This is a genomic window from Lysobacter niastensis (assembly GCF_031457115.1).
GTDB classification, from domain to species: Bacteria; Pseudomonadota; Gammaproteobacteria; order Xanthomonadales; family Xanthomonadaceae; genus Lysobacter_J; species Lysobacter_J niastensis_A.
Genome location: NZ_JAVDVY010000003.1, coordinates 280413 through 298605, shown reverse-complemented (window position 1 = coordinate 298605; position 18193 = coordinate 280413). Strand labels below are relative to the sequence as shown.

The window sequence follows — 18193 nt, the reverse complement described above, 5'->3', positions numbered from 1 at the left end:
CGGTCCAGCTGAATTCTTCAGTCTCGGGACAGGCGGGTGCCGTATCCCGGACGGCTACCGGCGCGCCACGGGGAGAGTGCACACTGTTGCCCGTCCTCGCGCATGCAGGAGTCCGGAATGACCGCCACCCCCTTCGGCCCGCTTCTGGAACGGGCCCATGACCACGCGTTCGAATACCTGCGCGAACTTCCGGACCGGCACGTCGACGCATCCGCCACCCGCGACGAATTGCTTGCTGCCCTCGGCGCTCCGCTGGCGGCGGGGGGCGAAGCCGGCGAGGCGGTGATCGACCTGCTCGCGACGCAGGCGGTGCGCGGGACCGCGGCGTGCAGTTCGCCGCGCTATTTCGGGTTCGTGATCGGCGGTGCCTACCCGGTCGCGCTGGCGGCCGACTGGCTGGTGTCGACCTGGGACCAGAACGCGGGCATCTACGTGATCTCGCCGTTGGTAGCGGTGGTGGAGGAGGTGGCGGCCGGATGGTTGCTGGACCTGTTCGACCTGCCGCGCGAGTCGGGTGTGGGCTTCGTTACCGGCTGCCAGATGGCCAACTTCACCTGCCTGGCCGCGGCCCGTCACGGCATGCTGCGCCGCGCCGGCTGGGACGTGGAGGCCGATGGCCTGTACGGTGCGCCGCGCGTGAATATCGTGGCGTCGGCCGAGGCCCATATCACGATCGACGTGGCCCTGCGCTACCTCGGCTTCGGCACCAGGGCCATTCAACGTGTGGAGGCCGACGAACAGGGACGCATGCGCGCCGACCGCCTGGCCGGGCTCATGGCCTCGCTAGAGGGCCCGACGATCATCTGCGCGCAGGCGGGCAACGTGAACACCGGTGCGGTCGATCCGCTGCGCGAGATTGGCGCGATCGCGCAGCGGCACCAGGCCTGGCTGCACGTCGATGGTGCGTTCGGTTTGTGGGCGCGCGCCAGCCACCGCCACGCGGCGCTGGCCGACGGCATCGAACTGGCCGATTCCTGGGCCACCGACGCGCACAAGTGGCTCAATGTGCCCTACGACAGCGGCGTGGCCATCGTCCGCCATGCGCAAGACCACCGTGCGGCGATGACGTCCACTGCGGCATACCTGATCCAGACCCAGGGGACCGAGCGGGATGCGGTCGACTGGGTTCCCGAGTTCTCGCGGCGTGCACGCGGCGTGCCGGTCTACGCGACGCTGCGCGCGCTGGGCCGGGATGGCGTGGGAGACCTCGTGGATCGTTGCTGCGCGCGGGCAAACCAGGTGGCCGAAATCCTGTCCGGGGAATCCGGCGTGCGCATCCTCAACGACGTCGTGCTGAACCAGGTGCTGGTCCGCTTTGCCGACGACGAGGACACCACCCGCCGGGTCATCGCGGGCGTTCAACAGGACGGCACCTGTTGGCTCGGAGGGACCACGTGGCACGGCCGGGCGGCAATGCGCATCTCGGTATCGAACTGGGCGACGTCGGAAGAAGACGTCGCCAGAAGTGCGGACGCGATCATGAAGGTGTTTCGCGCATTGCAGCGCGGTTGATCTTTTCCGAAGCAGGGCCTGATGCCGCTACCGCCTGATAGCGGCGGTTACAGCTGCGATTCGATCGGCAGCCAGCTCAGCACGCGCGCCGTGACGCGCGCCGTCACGCCGGCATCGGGCTCGTGGCTGAACTCGCGTGGCGGCGACTCGCTGGCGTCGATCCATTGCAACCGGCCGTCGTGGCTGTTGCGCATCACCTGGTAGCTGAGTTCGGGACTCGCCAGCCGCTCGTACTCCTGGCGCAGCGACTCGGCCAGTATCGGATCCTCGAACAGCACGCCCATCTCGGTGTTGAGGGTCGCCGAGCGCGGATCGAGGTTGAACGAGCCGACAAACCCACGCGTGCCGTCGATGACGAAGGCCTTGGTGTGCAGGCTGGCGCCGCTGCTGCCGAACAGCCCGCTTGACCGCGGGCCGCTACGTCGGATTTCGTGCAACCGGATGCCGCTATCGAGCAGGCGGCCGCGGTAACGCATGTAGCCCCCATGCACGGCCGGCACGTCGTTGGCGGCGAGTGAGTTGGTCACGATGCCGACGTGGGCGCCTGTGCGCGCCAGCGTCGCCAATGCATCGGTTCCGGCATCGCCGGGCACGAAGTAGGGCGAGATCAACAAGGCCTCGCGCCGACTGGTATGGAGTTGCGCGACCAGACGTTCTACCAGCCAGTGGCTGCGGTCGCCGCGGCGGGTCTTTTGCGGCGGATCGGAGGCGACGTGGATGCCGTCGCTCCAGTGCAGCCCATGCCCTTGTTGCAGTCCCTGCTGCAGCGAGGACCAGACCCGCTGCAGGTACTGCTGGGCTGCGGCGGTGTTGGACCGATCTGCGGTGCCGGTCAGGTAGGCGCGCAAGGCCTCCGGATCCGGGTCGCTGAGGGCGGCGATCGGCACCACCGACACGCTGTTCCAGAAGCGGTCGAAGATGGTGCTGGCTTCGGCCACGGCCGGCCCCGCGATCACCAGGTCGAGGTCGCGGAAGTTCACCGATTCGTGGGCATCGAAATACTCGTTGCCGATATTGCGCCCGCCGACCACCGCAACGCGTCCGTCGGCGATCCACGCCTTGTTGTGCATGCGGTGGTTGATGCTGAAGACGCGTTGCACCATTTCCACCAGCCGCCACAACCCGGCGCGGTTGCGGAACGGGTTGTACAGGCGGATTTCGATGTTCGGATGTGCGTCCAGCGCCATCAGGGCGGGATCGAGTCCGTGCGCATTGATGTCGTCGAGCAGCATCCGCACCCGCACGCCTCGACTGGCGGCGTCGTGCACCTCGCGCGCCAGCAGGCTGCCCACCAGGTCGTCGTGCCAGATGTAGTACTGCAGGTCCAGGCTGCGCCCCGACGCTCGGGCGCTGGCGGCGCGGGCGGCGAACGCCTCCAATCCGTGGTTCAGCATGGCGGCGCCGGTTTGGCCCGGGTGCGCTTCCAGGTGTGCGGCAAGCTCGCGGTCGATCAGCGTTTGTGCGGGCTGCATTGGCAGCGTGTTAGCCGGCGCACCGGTGGCCCGTGGCGTCAGCCGATTGGCCAGCAACAGCCCGCTGAGCACCAGGACGACCACGGCCAGCAATATCCACCCAAGCCATGCCATCGGCATTCGCGATCCTTTCTCCAGACGGAGGGTCACTTCCGACCCGGAGCAGGGGCTGCGTCCATTGCGCCCACGCGGTTGATGGCCCGCCACGATGTCTGCCCCAACGGTGAAAGCGGTCGATCTCGGCCGGGAGGAAGCCGCGGCTGCCCTCCTGTCCGGTCAGTTCGATACCCGCCGCAGGTGGTCCAGTTGTGCGCGGTAGGCGGCGCGCTGCTCGCCGTCGCTGAGGTGCTGGGCGCGAGCCAGCGCCTTCGCGGCGCGGCGCGTATCGCCGGCGCCGAGGTAGGCGCGGGCGAGGGCGGAGTAGAAACGGTGTTCGTCCGGGTGCAGGCGGATCGCGCGACGGTAATGCCTGATCGCCGCAGGGTAATCGCCGGCGCGTTCGTACTGGATGGCCTGCAGGACCTGATAGAACGGGTCCCTCCGTTGGACGGCGTCCAGGCGCTTGCGGAACTCGGCCTCGCGCCGACTGTCGCCCTGCCGGTGCGCCAGCCCCGCCATGTTGAACAGCGCGCCCGGTTCGTCCGGCTCCAGGGCCAGCGCCCGTTCGTAGGCGTCCTCGGCGGCGCGCGCGTCTCCGTTGCGCAGGCGGATCACGCCCGCATTGCTCCAGTGCGGCGCATGCGATGGATCCAGTTGCAGGGCCGTGGCGATGTACTGCGCTGCGGACTCGGGTTGCTTGCGCGCGAGCAGTTCCACGGCCAGGTTGTTGTAGTAGTGCGAGAGCAGCCGCGCGTCGGACACGGGAATGGGCTGGTCTCGCGCGATCACCGAGTCTCCGGCGACATCCACCGTGTAATGGCGCGCGCCTATGCGCACGACGGCATTGACGTGACTGTTGCGGTAGACGATGTCCCCATCCTGGTGCCAGGACAGCGTTTGCAGGATTTCCTGCGGATAGGCGTCCAGCCCTGCCTCGCGAGCCAGCGCCAGGAACAGCATGGTGAAGGCCAGGCAATTGGCCTTTCGCGTGTCGTAGGCCCCTGCGACGGTGTAGGTGGCGTCTTCCTGGTAGGTCATGCCCAAGCCGCTTTGCGCATCGAACATGAAGTGCGCCAGGCGTTCGAGCCGCTGCGATGGCGAGGGCCGGTCGGCGAGCACTTCGTCGTGCAGGCGTGCCTGCAATGCGGGCGGCATCGCCATGACCTGTTCCGGTGGGGCGGGCACCGGCGCGGGGTACGCGACCGCCGCGGGTACGGGCGCGGAAACCGTCAGGGCCAACGCGAGAAGCCAGGGGAACATTCGCAGCAACCCCCGCTGCCGGCGGGCAGCAAAGTGGGCCAAGCACAGTGTAAACCCGGTCCCGTTCCGGGCATGTGCCAGTGGCAATGGCCGGGGGGCCACCGGCACGCGCCCCACATGCCTGATACTCGCGTCAACAGCCGGCCGATCCGACGATCGCCGTCCCCATTCCACGAACCTTCGGGAGATCGACCATGTCCTACCCAAGCGTTTCCCAGCCGGCCGCCATCGCGTGGCGGCAGGTGCTGCTCGGCGGGCTGCTTGTGGCCATCGGCGACATCGCCTTTGCCACCACGCTGTGGTTCTCATGGACGCAGGAAGGGCTGACGCGCGTATTCCAGACGATCGCCGTCGGCGTACTCGGCAAGGGCAGTTATGAGGGCGGCCTGACTTCGGCCTGGCTGGGCGCGGCGCTGCATGTGTTCATGGCGACGATGTTCGTGGTGACGTACACGCTGGTGGCCCGGCGCGTGCCAGCGTTGCTTCGCCGGCCCTGGCTCCATGGCCCGCTCTACGGCGTCGTGCTGTACGTGATGATGAATTTCGTGGTGATGCCGCTGTCGCGCGTGGGCCGGTCGCCCTCGTTCAAGCACCTGGACTGGATCAGCGCCAGCATCGTCGCGCACATGGTGTTCGGGGTCATCTGCGTGCTGTTCGCGCGGCGGGCGCTGCGCCGGTGAATCGCTGAAACTGCGGGCGGGTTACTTGGCCATCAATTGCTTCAGCCTGGCCACCATCTCCGGCGTCAGTGGGCCCAGTACGCCCCGGCGTGAGGATGGGATGTGCGCCGCGGGATCCTCGTCGCTGAAGACGTAGTGGTCCAGCAGGACCTTCCACGCATCGCGCTCGGCGTGCGGCAGCGATTTGAATGCCAGGATGCAGTGCAGCAGCGCATCCAGTCCCGGTTCGGCGACGTGGCCCGGGAACGCTGCCGGGCGCCACCAGTAATTCACCAGCGCGTTGAGCTGTTCGAGTGAGTCGACGTGGTGCCACCACACCGGCGGGATGTAGATCGCATCGCCAGGTTCCAGTTCGGCCACCTGCGCGTTGTACAGCGCGTCGCGCAGGCGCGGGTAACGGGCATCGGCCACGGCATCCAGCGGCGCCAGGCTGATCGCCGCGGCGGTGGGTGCGAAGTCGAGCGGACCGACGTACAGGTTTTTAACCTGGTCGGGAGGAAACAACGTGAAGCGTCGTCGCCCGCACGCCACGACGGCGAGGTTGTGCGAGCTGTCGAAATGCGCAGGCGTGGTGACCCGGTTGCCCATCCACAGGCGTGGCTGGATGGCCGGGTCGAGGAAAGGAATCGAATGGCTCTCCAGCAACCCGGGCAGGTTGGTCTGGATCAGCGCGCTCTGCATCGCCAGGCCCGGCATGTCGTCCTGCCGGCTGTACGACGCCAGGCGTTGCAGCACCTGGGTCACGCTCACGCGGAAATGCTTGTAGTTGAAGCCGTCCATCGCCGCGTTGTAGCCGACGACGCCGTGCGCATCGGGCGGCATCAATAGCGCATCGATCGGTGTGCCGTTGTCATGGGCGACCAGGCCTTGCGCGAACGCGGTATCCGACTGCAGGGCGAGCTGCACCAGCGGCCAGTCGCGACACAACCCGCGCAACACGAGCGGTCGCGCGCCATCGACGATGCGCTCCAGCGTGATGGCGGGATCGGTGAGCCGGAGTTCCTCGATGGCGGCGGGCATGCGTCGGATCAGGCGAAGGGCTTGTCGGGATGCTATCGGAATGTCGGCCTGTGGCCTATTGCGGCGCGAAACGCGCTTGCATGCGGTGATGGCCGGCTTCACCGCGACATGGCGAAGGGCCCGCGCGAGCACGAGCCCTTCGCGCCTGTTATCGCTTCGTGCTGCCTGGCACGGGACGCGCGAGGCCCTGGGCCATCGCTTCGGAGATCAGCTTCTGCGTTTCGCGCTCAGCCTGTTCCACCAGCTTCTCCTGTTGCTTGCCCAAGGTGTCCATCTGCTTGCCCAGGGCGTCCATCGGCTTGCTCGCTTCTTCCATCTGCCGGCTCAGGGCTTCCATTGGCTTCATCTGTGCTTCGATGCGATCGGATTCGGCATCCAATACCCTGGCCTGCTCGTCCATCTGTCGCGCCAATGCGTCCTGTTGCCTGGACAGGGCATCCATCTGCCGATCCAGCGAGCGCTGCTGCGCTTCATCGCCGGTGGCCATCGACGCTGCCAGTGCCGCCTGCTTCGCGCCGAGTGCGGCCTGCTGCTTGCCAAAAGCTTCCATGCGCTGCGACGCGACCTCCATGGCGGCGCTTTGTCCATGCTGCTCGGACAACCGCTCCATCTGCTCGCCGATCGCTTCCATCTTGTCGCCGTGCGTTTCCATCTGCTGTCCGAGCGCCTCCATGCTGGCGCCGAGCTTGTCGCTGTCGCGCCAGGCCGCCTGGGCGCGGGCGACGATGGCCGGATCGACGATGACGTAGGCCTTGTCGGCGCGGCGGAACCAGATGAAGTCCTCCGACAGGCTGTGTTGGGCGGCCCTGATCTCGTCGATATCGTCGGAGGAGCCGGACATCGTGAAACCGTGCTGACCCTTGCGGATCAGGGCATAGGCGTCCTGCGGCGAGTCATCGCGCAGGCGGATCGTGTTTCCCGATCCGGCTTTCGCCACGGCTTGCGAGTACTGGGCGGCGGATGGCTTCACCGTCGCGGGCGCGACGACGGCGGGCGTGATCACAGCGGGCTTGGTGACCTGGGCATGGGCATAGAAGGCCAGGCATGCAGCGGCGAGGCCAAGCACAGGGAAGGCGAGGCGGCCTCCGTTGGACTTGCGATCCGGACGAACGAGCTTTTCGATGCGGGACATGAGGTGGCCTCCGTGGGCGGCTTGCGCAAGATGGAATGACGTGTGATGCGCTTTGGACTGGTTCGGTTGGGACAGCAGTTCGGAAAGTTCGGACAGGGCGAGCGCGAGCCGGCGCGGTTCGCCGGTTGCCTCGACCGCCAGCCCATCGGCGATGTGTTCGCGTTCGTTGCGGATCTGGCGCGACAGCCACCACGTCACCGGGTGATAGAACAGCAGCGCCTCCACCACGCCCTGCATCAGGTTGACCAGATAGTCGTGGCGACGAATGTGGGCGAGTTCATGCGCCAGCAGTGCCTCGATCAGTTCATGGGGCATGCGGGCGATCAACGCGGTGGGAAGCAGTACCACCGGCCGCCACCATCCGGCCGAAGCCGGCGAGTCGATGGCATCGACCAGGCGCAATGCGACCGGGCGATGCAGTCCCAGCACTCCACACAGGGCGTCCAGTCGTGCCTGCCATGCGGCATGGGCCGGGCCCTGTGGCGTGGCGCGCAGGCGGCCGAGCCAGGCCACGCCCATGGCCATGCGCAGCGACAGCACGCAGGCGCCTGCGGCCCACAGCGCGACGATGAACGGCAGGCCGGAATCCAGTCGAATTGACCAGGCGTCTATCGATGGTGCCGGTTGCGCGACAAGTGCAGTGAACACAGCCGGCGCCGCCATCGATGCGGGGACAACGACATCGGGCGTGATACCGATATGCGCGACGATGTACATCGCCGGCGCCAGCAGGCAGGCCAGCAACGCCGCGCATGCGACGGCATAACGCGTCTGCGGCAGGGCGTTGCGGAGCAACTGCAATGCTGCAGCGGCCAGCAGGCCGATGATCGCGCCCTGCCACAGGAAGTGCAGCAAGGCGCGTCCCAGAACCGGAACCAGCGCCTGCATCAGTTCCGTCATCGACAGATCAGTCATCGCCGTTCTCCTTGAGGATGCGCCTGATCTCCGCTCGCTCCTTGTCGGTGACGTGCCCACTCAGGGCAGCCAGTACCAAGTCCTTGCCCGAGCCGGCGAAGGCTTTCTGGATGAGGTCGCGCAGCAGGTTGGTCTGCAGGGCGTCGCGCGCATGCGCCGCGGCATAGACATGCGAGCGCTGGCTTTCGTCGCGGGTGAGCAGACCCTTGCCGTGCATCACCTGCATCAGCCGCAGGACGTTGGCGTAGGCGAGGTCGGGGCGTTCGCGCAGGCGGGCCTGGTGCACGTCCTTCACGGTGGACGGGCCGAGCTTCCAGATCACCCGAAGCAGGTCGAGCTCGGCGGCGGTCGGCTTGGGCGGCTTGGTCGCCTTCCTGGTCATTCGGATGTCCTCGTTGGCCCTGTGTCCCAGGCGTGGGTCTCAAGCTAGATCAAGTAGACGTCTTTGTCTAGACCTTTTTGTCTATGTCGAAAGTCATGGTCCGTCAGCCGCCGCTGATGCTCGCGGAGTTAGCATCGGCCCATGCAGGACCGGAGGCGCTTTCTGCGTTGCTCGACCGGCATCGTGCTGGGCGCGATGGCGGGGACGGCGGCGGTTGCAGGCTTGGTGAAGCGCCAGTCGAAGCCGGCGAAAGACGCGCCCCAGGCCCGATCCGTGCGCCTGTTCCTGTGTGGCGACGTCATGCTCGGGCGCGGCATCGACCAGATCCTTCCGCAGCCTTCCGATCCCAGGTTGCACGAAACCTATGTGCGCGATGCGCGCGATTACCTCGAACTTGCGCGACGCCGCGGCGCCGAAATTCCGGTGCCGGCGAATTTCGATTACGTGTGGGGAGACGCGCTCGACGCGCTGGCCGCGCACAAACCGCAACTGCGCATCGTCAATCTGGAAACCAGCATCACGCGCAACGACCAGCCATGGCCCAAGGGCATCCATTACCGCATGCATCCACGCAATGCCCCGAGTCTCGTGGCCGCGGGAATCGATTGCTGCGTGCTGGCCAATAACCATGTGCTCGATTGGGGGCGCGAAGGACTGCTGGAAACTTTGCGCACGTTGCGCGGCCTGCGCATCGCGAGCGCTGGAGCCGGCGCCGACCGGGCCGCGGCACGAGCCCCTGCGATCCTGCCGCTGCCCGACGGCGCGCGCGTGCTGGCGTTCGCCGCCGCCACCGACGATTCGGGGGTGCCCGAGTCGTGGGACGCTGAACCCGACCGCCCCGGCGTCTGGCGACTGCCTGATCTGTCCGACAAGACGGTGTCGTCGATTGCCGCCGAAGTCGCACGCCACCGGCAGGCCGGCGACCGGGTGTTGTTCTCGCTTCACTGGGGCGACAACTGGGGTTACGAGTTGGAACCGGGGCAGCGCGCCTTCGCCCATGCGCTGATCGACGAGGCCGGCGTGGACCTCGTGCATGGCCACTCGTCGCATCATCCGCGCACGCTCGAAGTGCATCACGGGCACCTGATCCTTTACGGCTGCGGTGACTTCCTCAACGATTACGAAGGCATCACCGGCCACGAGTCCTACCGCGGGGAACTGGGACTGATGTATTTCCCCTCGCTGGATGGCGTCAGCGGCAAGTTGCTGGAACTGGAGCTGGTGCCAACGCGCGTGCAGGGTTTTCGCGTCAACCGCGCCGGCGATGACGACCGTCGCTGGCTGCTGGCCAGGCTGGAGCGCGAATACGCCCGCTTCGGCTGCCGTGCCTTGCGTGGGGAAGATGGCGATTTCTCGGTGGCGTGCGCCTAGGGCGGAATGTGCGCTGCGTCCATGGCCTGTGGCGGAAGTCATGCCGTCCCTGCGGTCCGTCCAACGCGCCAGCGTCGTAACATCGATCCAAATCCAGTTCACAGGTGGGGCAATGGCAAAGCGGGTATGTGGCGCCGTCATGGCGCTGGGAATGACGATGGGCGCGGCTTCGGCGGCGACGCCGGCCGATCCGACCGAGCCCGCGTTCCGCGCGCTCTACCAGGAACTGGTCGAGATCAATACGACGCGCTCGTCCGGCAGTTGCACCAAGGCGGCCGAAGCGATGCGCGCACGGCTGTTGGCTGCGGGGCTTCCGGCGAACGACGCGCAGATCCTGGCGCCGGCCGATCGTCCGCAGGACGGCGCACTGGTGGCGCTGCTGCGCGGACGCGACGCTGGCCTCAAGCCGCTGCTGCTGCTGGCCCACATCGATGTGGTCGAAGCCAGGCGCGAGGATTGGGTGCGCGATCCGTTCAAGCTGGTCGAAGAGGGCGGCTGGTTCTATGCGCGCGGTGCCAGCGACGACAAGGCGATGGCGGCGGCGTTCACCGACAGCCTGGTGCGCTATCGGAAGGAAGGTTACGTGCCCAATCGTGGGATCAAGCTGGCGCTGACCTGTGGCGAAGAAACGCCGGAGATCTTCAACAGCGTGCGCTGGCTCACCACCAACCGGCCGGACGTGCTGGACGCCGGGTTTGCGCTCAATGAAGGCGCGGGTGGCGAGCTGGACGCCAGCGGCAAACCGGCGACGCTGCAGGTGCAGGCCGGCGAGAAGGTCTATCAGGATTTCCAGCTGTCCATCAGCGACGAGGGCGGTCACAGCTCGCGTCCAAAGAAGCACAACGCGATCGTGCAGATGAGCGCGGCGCTGGCGCGGCTGGGCGCGTACCAGTTTCCGATCGCGGTCAACGAAGCGGTGCGCGGCTATTTCGAGGCGCAGGCGAAACAGGCGGCGCCGGCCGTGGCCGCCGACATGCGCGCGGTGCTGCGCGACCCGGCCGATGAAGCGGCCGCGTCGCGACTGTGGGACGTCAACCCGGGCTGGAACGGCATGCTGCGCACGACCTGCATCGCCACGATGGTGGACGGTGGCCACGCGCCCAATGCCTTGCCGCAGAAGGTCACCGCCAACGTCAACTGCCGCATCCTTCCCAACGTGCCGGTCGTGCAGGTGCAGCAGACGATCGAGCGCGTGCTGGCCGATCCGGCCATCCGCGTCGCGCCGGTGGGCGAACTCGGGCAATCGACCGTGCCACCGCCGTTGGGGGCCGACATCCTCGGTCCGGTGCGCGCGGTCGCCGACGGCATCTGGCCCCACGTCGCGATCGTGCCGACGATGGCGACCGGCGCCACCGACGGCCGATTCCTCAATGCGGCCGGAATCCCCACCTACGGCGTGTCCGGCATGTTCCATGATGCCGAAGGCAGTCACGCGCACGGCCTGGACGAGCGTATCCGCGTCGAATCGCTGCTCGACGGCCGCCGCTTCCTGTATCAGCTGGTCAAGCGCTACGCAGACGCGGCGCCGGTGTCGGCAAGCAGGTAAGGGCAAAACAATGCGGGACGGAGTCGACCTCCGTCCCGCATAGCCTGATCGGCTGGATCAGGGGCGATCGAAGACCAGTTCGGTCGAGAACTGCGTGTCGTCGGCAAGATCCGGGTCGTAGGTCATGCCCGGGCCGGGCAGGATGGTGACTGCGATCGTGGCGCGGCCATTGGCGCCGAAGCGCAGGCGGGCAGGGCCCGAGGCCAGGTTGAGCACGGCATCGGCGGAACCGTTGCCCACGGTCTGCACGACGGACCTTGCGGTGTTCTGTCCGCCTGCCTTGAACGACACATTGAGCTCGATCGGATCGGCCGCGCCGCGCACCACCGTGATGAAGGCGCTGCCCAGCATCTGCGCGTCGACGCGCACCGAACTCTTCGGCGAACCGCCGCCGCGGGTGTGGATGCGCGGCGTCACCTCGGCCAGCACGGCGCCGGCGGTGAAGAAGTTCTGTCCGGCCGCGCGGCTGCCCGTGTACCAGCGCGCCCGGGTGAAGCCGACGATGGAATCGAAGAACGTCGTGCCCTTTTCACCAAGCAACTGGTCGAGCGCGTCGATGAAGTCCGGCTCGTTCTTGCTCGGGTCGAACTCGGCCCCCGGCGGATTCACGCTGAGCAGCCACATCTCGTTGGTGAAGCCCAGGCTGTTGTTGAAGTGGCGTCGGCTCACGTAGTCGAAGTAAAGCGCGCCGCCGTACATCGACCAGGTGCGGAAGGCGTCGTCGCGGAACGGACTCCAGTCGGGCCTGGCCTGGAAATCGACCCAGGCGAAGGGCAGTCGTGCAAAGCCGTATTTGCGTGCTTCCCAGAACGTGGCGTCGGCTTCGAAGATGGGGAAGTCTTCCCACCAGTCGGTCGCTGCCTGATGACTGGCGTGACGGAACTCATGGTAGATGTTGGCGCGGCGCTCCTCGAACGTAGCGCCGTATTTGCCCCAGGGATCCAGAACGATGTAGGTCGCCGCGTCGTCCCACCAGGTCGAGGGGTTATCGGTGACCGAATCGACGTACAGCGTGTCGATGCCGCGCCAGAGATAGACGTCGAGCTTGCCGTTGGGCGGCGCGATGCCGTTGTCGCTGAGCGGTGGCAGCGCATGGTTGACCATGATCTGGTCGTGCCAGGCGCCTTCGAGATGACCGAGTACTTCGACGGCCATGGCGAGGTCGCCGGCATCGGTGTAGTGGATGACGAAATGGTCCGAGAGATTCGGCGCCTGGTCGCCGATGGCGTAGGGCCAATACTGCGGCGTCTGCCAGGGTGTCGTGTTCTTCGGCGCTACCGGCTTGCCTGCGAATGCGAGGGCAGGGGCGGCGAGGATCAGGGTGGCAAGGATGAGCATCAACCGTGTCATGACTTCTTCTCCGCGAAGCAGATCCATGGACAACAGGAGCGGCCGGCGATCGCCGGCCGCAGGCAGCGTAGGGGAAGTCGCGCGACGAGGTGTGCGCTCTGCGCGCCGCGAGGGGTTCGCGACGCAAGTGCTGGACAAGCGGTCGAATGCGCCGGCGAGAGGAGGCGCCGGAGAGGACGGCCGGCGCGGGCAAAGTCCCGTTAAGCCGGCCGACGCTATCCTCCGCCCATCTTCAGTGACACCGGAGACCGTCATGGCTACAGGTTGGGCAGGCGACGGCGCCGTGCAGGACCAGATCGACGCCACCATCTCGGACGCGATCAAGCGCGCCCGAAGTCAGTTGCCGCAGGGGCCGGGGCTGACCCGTTGCGAAGAATGCGACGCCGCCATCCCCGAGGCGCGGCGCAAGGCGCTGCCGGGCGTGCGTCTGTGCATCACCTGTCAGGAAGCCCACGACCAGGAGCAGTCCGGCCAGAGCGGCTACAACCGGCGTGGCAGCAAGGACAGTCAGCTTCGTTGAGGCGACCGAAGTGGGAGCGCGCCATCCAGACGCGTGGCCCGCTAGTTCTCGACCGGATACAGACCGTCCGAATACGCCCCGGCGTGGTATCCCTTGGCCCCGATCGCTTGAGCCAGCGGGCTGCGCGGATCTTCGTCCGCGCGCAGGCGATCCAGCACATGGGCAAAGTCGTAGGTTGGGCGCCAACCCAGTTCCTGTCGTGCGAGCGTGTTGTCGTAGACCCGCTCGATGCCCGGGAACACGCGCCAGCCGCGGCGTGCGTATTCGGCCTCGTAGCCGGGCACGCGGCGCGACACTACGGCAGGGGCATGGGCGCGCAGTTCGGCCAGGTCGTCGCGCGTGAATGGCGTGGTGGCGCTGAGGATGTAGCGCCCGAAGCCGATCTGCGGCGCGCGTTCGATCGCCAGCAGGTGGGCGTCGACGATGTCCTGCACGTCGGCGCGGCGGTACAGGAATTCGTTGGCCTTGAGGTTGGCGTCGACGAAAGCGTTGCGCTTGGCCGGACTGTCGTCCGGCTCCGGAAAGAAGCGCGAGGTACGCAGCACCAGGCACGGCAGGCGCTGGTTGCGGTGGAACAGGCGGCAAAGGTCCTCGGCCGCCAGCTTGGTCGCGCCGTAGATGTTCTTGACGACGGGGGCGACGTTCTCGTCGATCCATGCGGCGGGCGCATCGTCGGCCGGGGTCAACGCGTCGCCGTAGGCGCTGGTGGTGCTGGTGAACACGAACGCCGTCACGCCGTGGGCGGCAGCGGCTTCCAGCAGGTTGAGCGTGCCGGTGACGTTGGTGTCGAGGAAATCCTGGCGCGAGTGCGTGGCCACGTGCGGCTTGTGCAGCGTCGCGGTGTGCACGACCGCGTGAACGCCGGCCATAACGCGATCGACGAAGGCGCGGTCGGCGATGGACCCGACACGGTCGGTGTAGGGCGAGGGCACGAGGTCCACTCCCGTCGCCGGACGCCCCTGCGCCCGCAGCGTCCGCATCAATGCTTCGCCGAGATGGCCGGCGCTGCCGGTGACCAGGATGCTCATGAGGGGAACCTTGGCTCGCGGGGGGGTAGGGCCATTCTAGGGGGCATCGGGTCCGGCGCAGGGAGCCATTTGGGATCAGGCAGCGTGGGCGGCCGAGCGTCGCTAACATCGATGCACTGATACTCCCGGAGTCGGCATCATGGCCAGGACCTCCACCAGCGCCAGGACGGAAAGCGCGGTTCCCGCTCCGCCGATGAAGGGGGCGAGTCCCATGCTGATACCTGTCGAGCCGTCTATCGACGAACAGGTCGATGCCGCCCTCGCATGGCTCCAGCGACACGCCACGAAGGCCACGCTGGAAGGGATGGCGCGCTACGCGATCCCATCGGACCATGCCTTCGGCGTCTCCATGGCCAACATCCAGCAACTCGCCAGGCGCCTGGGGCGCGATCAGGCGCTTGCGCAGGCACTGTGGGAAACGGGGTGGTACGAGGCACGCACGCTGGCGGCCTATGTCGGCGAGCCCGCCCGGCTGACATCCGCACAGATGGACCGCTGGTGCCGCGACTTCGACAACTGGGCCATCTGCGACACGCTGTGCTTCGCCCTGTTCGATCGTTCGCCGCATGCGTGGAAGAAGGTGGCGCTGTGGGCGGGTCGTCGCGACGAGTACGCCAAGCGCGCGGGCTTCGCGCTGCTCGCCAGTCTCGCGCTGCACGATCGCGAAGCGGCCGATGCGCAATTCATCGAAGGGCTGTCGCTGATCGAACGCGAGGCCGGTGACGAGCGCAACTTCGTCAAGAAGGGCGTGAGCTGGGCGTTGCGTTCGATCGGCCGGCGCCGCAGCCCGAAGCTCAAGGCCGCGGCGCTGGCGACGGCCAAGCGACTGGCGCAATCGCCGGATGCGACCGCGCGTTGGATCGGCAAGGATGCGCTGAGGGATTTCGCAAAGGCGGCTCGCAAACGGCCAGCCGCCTGAGCGATTGCAACTGCGCGCTGCCGCTTGTCGGCGCCGGTAGCGCGCGCGCCTAGGCGCCACCCCACAGTCGGAGCGCTTCCTCGGCGATCACGTCCGGCCGTTCCTCCGGCCAGAACAGCTTGCTTCCCTCCAGCCAACGTACGCCGCGCGACTGGCCGAAGCTGCGGTCGAGGTGTTCGGCGCCCGCCGTGGAGAAGATGCTGTCGTTGGTGCCCCATACGATCCGGGTCGGCGCGTTGCATTGCCTCAGTGCCGGTGCGATGCCCGCCAGCGAATTGCTTTCCAGCGCGATGGCGTAGGCATGGGTGCGATCGGCCGCGCGTACCAGTGGGGTGAGGTAGTACTCGATCGCCTCGTCGGTGGGATTATCCGGGTTGGCGAAGCACATGCCGCCGATGCCTTCCGGCGAGCGCGCCAGCGTCGTGTCGGCATGCCAGGGAGCCAGCCATTCGCTGACGAACCGTCCTTGTTTGGCCAGGTCGATGACCGGCAGCAACGCCGCAGGCGGGCACTCGATCTGGGCATCGCAATTGGTCAGCAACAACGTGCGCACGCGCTTGGGATAGCGCGCGACGAACAACTGCGCGACGGCGCCGCCGCTGTCGTTGGCGATCAGGTCGACGTCGTCGATGCCGAGCCGGTCGAGCAGGGCCGCCAGCATCGCCGCCTGCTCGGCGGGAGCCAGGCTCTGGCCCGGGGCGACCTCCGTATAGCCCAGGCCCAGGAAGTCGGGCGCGATGCAGCGGCGATGGGGCGAAAGCCGTTCGATGGCGCCGCGCCACTGGAAGCTGTTGAGCGGGAAGCCGTGCAGGAACAGCGCTGCCGGGCCGCGGCCATGATCGATGTAGGCGATGTTGCCGAACCCGGTACGGGCGAATCGGCGCAGCGCACGAAACGCTGCTGCGTCCAGCGTTCCGGTCGCGCCGTTGGCGGAGGGCGCCCGGCCTGCAAGCGCATCGGGAAGGTAACCGCCGAGCGCGCCAGCAGCCAAGGTGCCGGTGGCCAGGGCAAGAAAGTGCCTGCGTTGCATGTCCGTCTCCGTGGAGGAATCGATGGGACACACTCTGGTTGCCCGACTGCACGCGATCAATGACCTCGCAGGTCATGGTCCTGCGCTGGACGCGACCGTATCCTTGTCGCCTCGGTCCAGCGAATTCGGTTCCATGTCCACGCCTATGCCGCAAGTTCAGGTGGGTGCCCTGCTGCGTGACTGGCGCGCCGCCCGCAGGCTGAGCCAGCTCGACCTCGCGCTGGCCGCCGAAGTATCGGCGCGGCATGTCAGCTACGTGGAAACCGGAAAGTCCCAGCCGAGCCGCGAGATGATCGCGCGGTTGGCCGATGCGCTCGACATGCCGTTACGCGAGCGCAACGCGCTGCTGGTGGCTGCCGGTTATGCGCCCAGATATCCGGAAACCGCCTTGTCGACGCCCGAGTTGTCGCAGGTGAGCCGCGCCATCGAGTGCATTCTGGAGCAACAGGAGCCGTATCCGGCGTTCCTGATGAACCGCCATTGGGACGTGCTGATGGCCAATCGCGCGGCGATGCGGGTCAATCGATTCGTGCTCGGCGGACGCGACAGCCCGCATCGCAACATGCTCAGGCACTTCTTCGACCCGCAGGATCTGCGCGCGGCCGTCGTCAACTGGGAGGAGATTGCCGGCGGACTGATCCGCCATCTGCACAACCTGGTCGCGTCGGCGCCGTCGGATGCGAAAGCGCGTGCCTTGCTGGATGAAGTGCTGGCCTTTCCCGGCGTGCCGGCGCGTTGGCGCACGCGCGAACTGGAGTCGGCGCCTTCGCCGCTGCTGACCACCGCGTTCCGCCACGACGGCCAGGAATTGCGCTTCTTCTCCACCATCACGACCTTCGGCACGCCGCGCGACGTGACCCTCGACGAGTTGCACATCGAGTGCTGCTTTCCCGAGGATGAAGCGACGGCGCGGTTTTGCCGGAAGCTGGCGCTCGCAGAGAAGGTGTGACGGCTGGCTCACCGCGGGGCCTCATGGCACCGGCGTTCGCGGGCCTGGCGTGGAGCCAATCGGCGCGCATTGGCTGGCCCCGTTGCCGCATGCTCGTGTTTCCGACGTCTTAAAGGTGTCGACCCAGCAAGGAGCTGATCATGTTCAAGAAGGTGGCATTCACGATGTACCCGATGACGGATGTGGCCCGCGCGCGGAATTTCTACGAGAACACGCTGGGCCTCACGCCGGGTTCGGCCGGCAACCAGGGCGACAATTACTGGGTGGAGTACGACCTTCCCGACGGCGGCTGTCTGGCCTTGACCAATTTCATTCCGGACAAGCCGAGCGAGTCGGCGGGCGGGACCATCGCGTTCGAAGTCGAGGACCTCGACATGCTGATGAGTGACCTGAAGGAAAAAGGGGTGACCTTCCGCAGCGACGTCATCCACAGTCCCGTGTGCCGGATGGCGGTGTGCCTGGATTCGGAGGGCAACTCCCTGTTGCTGCACCAGCTCAAGCCCAAGTGATGCGACGCGCCCCACTCATTGCGGGTTGAATTTGCCGCAGCCTTGATAGCTCCGGTCGCCGACCGTAAGCGTGGCGACGGCCTCGAACGCCTGGCCGCTCATCGAATCCTGGCAGGCCCGGCGCTCGAACTTCAGCACGATGGCCGTGCCGTCGGCGGACTTGCCGGTCCAGCCATCGGCCTGTTCGGCGACGGGAGAGATGTCGAACTTGCGCTCGCCGTAGTCGACTTCGGCATGCAGGCTGGGGGAGGCGCCGGCAGTGACCTGCGCCATCCAGCCCGGCTCGTTGCCGGTGGCGCGAAAGCCGGTGTCCTTCGACACAGTGCTGGACGGCGTGGCGGTCGACGACGGCGCCGGTGCGGCGCCAGCGGTATCCGATGGCGTGGCGGCCGGGGAGCGCGGAGTTTCGGTGCCGGGTTTGCAGGCTGCCAGTGCAACACAGAGAACGAGAACGGCGGCCGTAGTGTCGATGCGCAGGGTCATGGACGGTACGCGGTGT

At 67.1% G+C, this 18193-nt stretch carries 17 protein-coding genes; 8 read left to right on the top strand and 9 right to left on the bottom strand.

All coding sequences use genetic code 11. The annotated features are described in order from the left end of the window. Positions 1–117 precede the first annotated feature (117 nt). Positions 118–1512 carry a pyridoxal phosphate-dependent decarboxylase family protein gene (locus tag J2X06_RS16020; RefSeq protein WP_310064141.1) on the top strand — a complete coding sequence of 465 codons (1395 nt, stop codon included), beginning with the start codon at positions 118–120 and terminating at the stop codon, positions 1510–1512. A 47-nt stretch (positions 1513–1559) separates the two neighbouring features. On the opposite strand, the gene J2X06_RS16015 is transcribed toward J2X06_RS16020, so the two are convergent. Beyond that, positions 1560–3098, bottom strand: coding sequence for a phospholipase D family protein (locus tag J2X06_RS16015; RefSeq protein ID WP_310064139.1), 1539 nt, complete (start codon positions 3096–3098; stop codon positions 1560–1562). 162 nt (positions 3099–3260) lie between these two features. Next, positions 3261–4244 carry a tetratricopeptide repeat protein gene (locus J2X06_RS16010; RefSeq protein WP_310064137.1) on the bottom strand — a complete coding sequence of 328 codons (984 nt, stop codon included), beginning with the start codon at positions 4242–4244 and terminating at the stop codon, positions 3261–3263. A gap of 293 nt (positions 4245–4537) precedes the next feature. Here J2X06_RS16010 and J2X06_RS16005 point away from each other — a divergent pair, with 293 nt between their 5' ends. After that, positions 4538–5023: a hypothetical protein gene (locus J2X06_RS16005; RefSeq protein ID WP_310064135.1), complete on the top strand. Its 486-nt coding sequence runs from the start codon at positions 4538–4540 to the stop codon at positions 5021–5023. A gap of 21 nt (positions 5024–5044) precedes the next feature. On the opposite strand, the gene J2X06_RS16000 is transcribed toward J2X06_RS16005, so the two are convergent. From J2X06_RS16000 to J2X06_RS15990, 3 genes are all read right to left on the bottom strand, one after another. Beyond that, positions 5045–6043 (bottom strand): cupin-like domain-containing protein, encoded by a 999-nt coding sequence (locus J2X06_RS16000; RefSeq protein WP_310064133.1) that lies wholly within the window; start codon positions 6041–6043, stop codon positions 5045–5047. Positions 6044–6191: 148 nt separating this feature from the next. Then, entirely contained in the window at positions 6192–8090 is a 1899-nt protein-coding gene (locus tag J2X06_RS15995) for a M56 family metallopeptidase (protein WP_310064131.1), read from the bottom strand. After that, positions 8083–8472 carry a BlaI/MecI/CopY family transcriptional regulator gene (locus tag J2X06_RS15990; RefSeq protein ID WP_310064129.1) on the bottom strand — a complete coding sequence of 130 codons (390 nt, stop codon included), beginning with the start codon at positions 8470–8472 and terminating at the stop codon, positions 8083–8085. Before J2X06_RS15990 ends, J2X06_RS15995 begins: the two co-directional genes overlap by 8 nt. A 141-nt stretch (positions 8473–8613) precedes the next feature. On the opposite strand from J2X06_RS15990, the gene J2X06_RS15985 reads away from it, so the two are divergent. Next, entirely contained in the window at positions 8614–9843 is a 1230-nt protein-coding gene (locus tag J2X06_RS15985) for a CapA family protein (protein ID WP_310064127.1), read from the top strand. A gap of 112 nt (positions 9844–9955) precedes the next feature. Continuing rightward, complete coding sequence (locus J2X06_RS15980; protein WP_310064125.1) at positions 9956–11389, top strand: M20/M25/M40 family metallo-hydrolase; 1434 nt, start codon at positions 9956–9958, stop codon at positions 11387–11389. Positions 11390–11446: 57 nt separating this feature from the next. Here J2X06_RS15980 and J2X06_RS15975 read toward each other — a convergent pair whose 3' ends face one another. Next, positions 11447–12727, bottom strand: a complete 1281-nt coding sequence (locus J2X06_RS15975; protein WP_310064123.1) for a hypothetical protein — start codon at positions 12725–12727, stop codon at positions 11447–11449. 265 nt (positions 12728–12992) lie between these two features. Between J2X06_RS15975 and J2X06_RS15970 the strand changes: the two genes are divergently transcribed. After that, entirely contained in the window at positions 12993–13259 is a 267-nt protein-coding gene (locus tag J2X06_RS15970) for a DksA/TraR family C4-type zinc finger protein (RefSeq protein ID WP_310064121.1), read from the top strand. 41 nt (positions 13260–13300) lie between these two features. Here J2X06_RS15970 and J2X06_RS15965 read toward each other — a convergent pair whose 3' ends face one another. Beyond that, positions 13301–14287, bottom strand: coding sequence for an NAD-dependent epimerase/dehydratase family protein (locus tag J2X06_RS15965; protein WP_310064119.1), 987 nt, complete (start codon positions 14285–14287; stop codon positions 13301–13303). Between the two features lie 211 nt (positions 14288–14498). Between J2X06_RS15965 and J2X06_RS15960 the strand changes: the two genes are divergently transcribed. After that, the gene (locus tag J2X06_RS15960) at positions 14499–15206 is read left to right on the top strand and encodes a DNA alkylation repair protein (protein ID WP_310064117.1); all 708 of its coding nucleotides are present in this window, start codon (positions 14499–14501) and stop codon (positions 15204–15206) included. Positions 15207–15255: 49 nt separating this feature from the next. Here the strand turns inward: J2X06_RS15960 and J2X06_RS15955 are convergent, their stop codons facing one another. Continuing rightward, complete coding sequence (locus J2X06_RS15955; RefSeq protein WP_310064115.1) at positions 15256–16236, bottom strand: alpha/beta fold hydrolase; 981 nt, start codon at positions 16234–16236, stop codon at positions 15256–15258. A 133-nt stretch (positions 16237–16369) separates the two neighbouring features. On the opposite strand from J2X06_RS15955, the gene J2X06_RS15950 reads away from it, so the two are divergent. Then, positions 16370–17185, top strand: a complete 816-nt coding sequence (locus J2X06_RS15950) for a helix-turn-helix domain-containing protein (RefSeq protein WP_310064113.1) — start codon at positions 16370–16372, stop codon at positions 17183–17185. A 140-nt stretch (positions 17186–17325) separates the two neighbouring features. Next, positions 17326–17694, top strand: a complete 369-nt coding sequence (locus J2X06_RS15945) for a VOC family protein (protein ID WP_310064112.1) — start codon at positions 17326–17328, stop codon at positions 17692–17694. A 15-nt stretch (positions 17695–17709) separates the two neighbouring features. Here J2X06_RS15945 and J2X06_RS15940 read toward each other — a convergent pair whose 3' ends face one another. Next, positions 17710–18177: a hypothetical protein gene (locus tag J2X06_RS15940; protein ID WP_310064110.1), complete on the bottom strand. Its 468-nt coding sequence runs from the start codon at positions 18175–18177 to the stop codon at positions 17710–17712. Between the last annotated feature and the right edge of the window lie 16 nt (positions 18178–18193).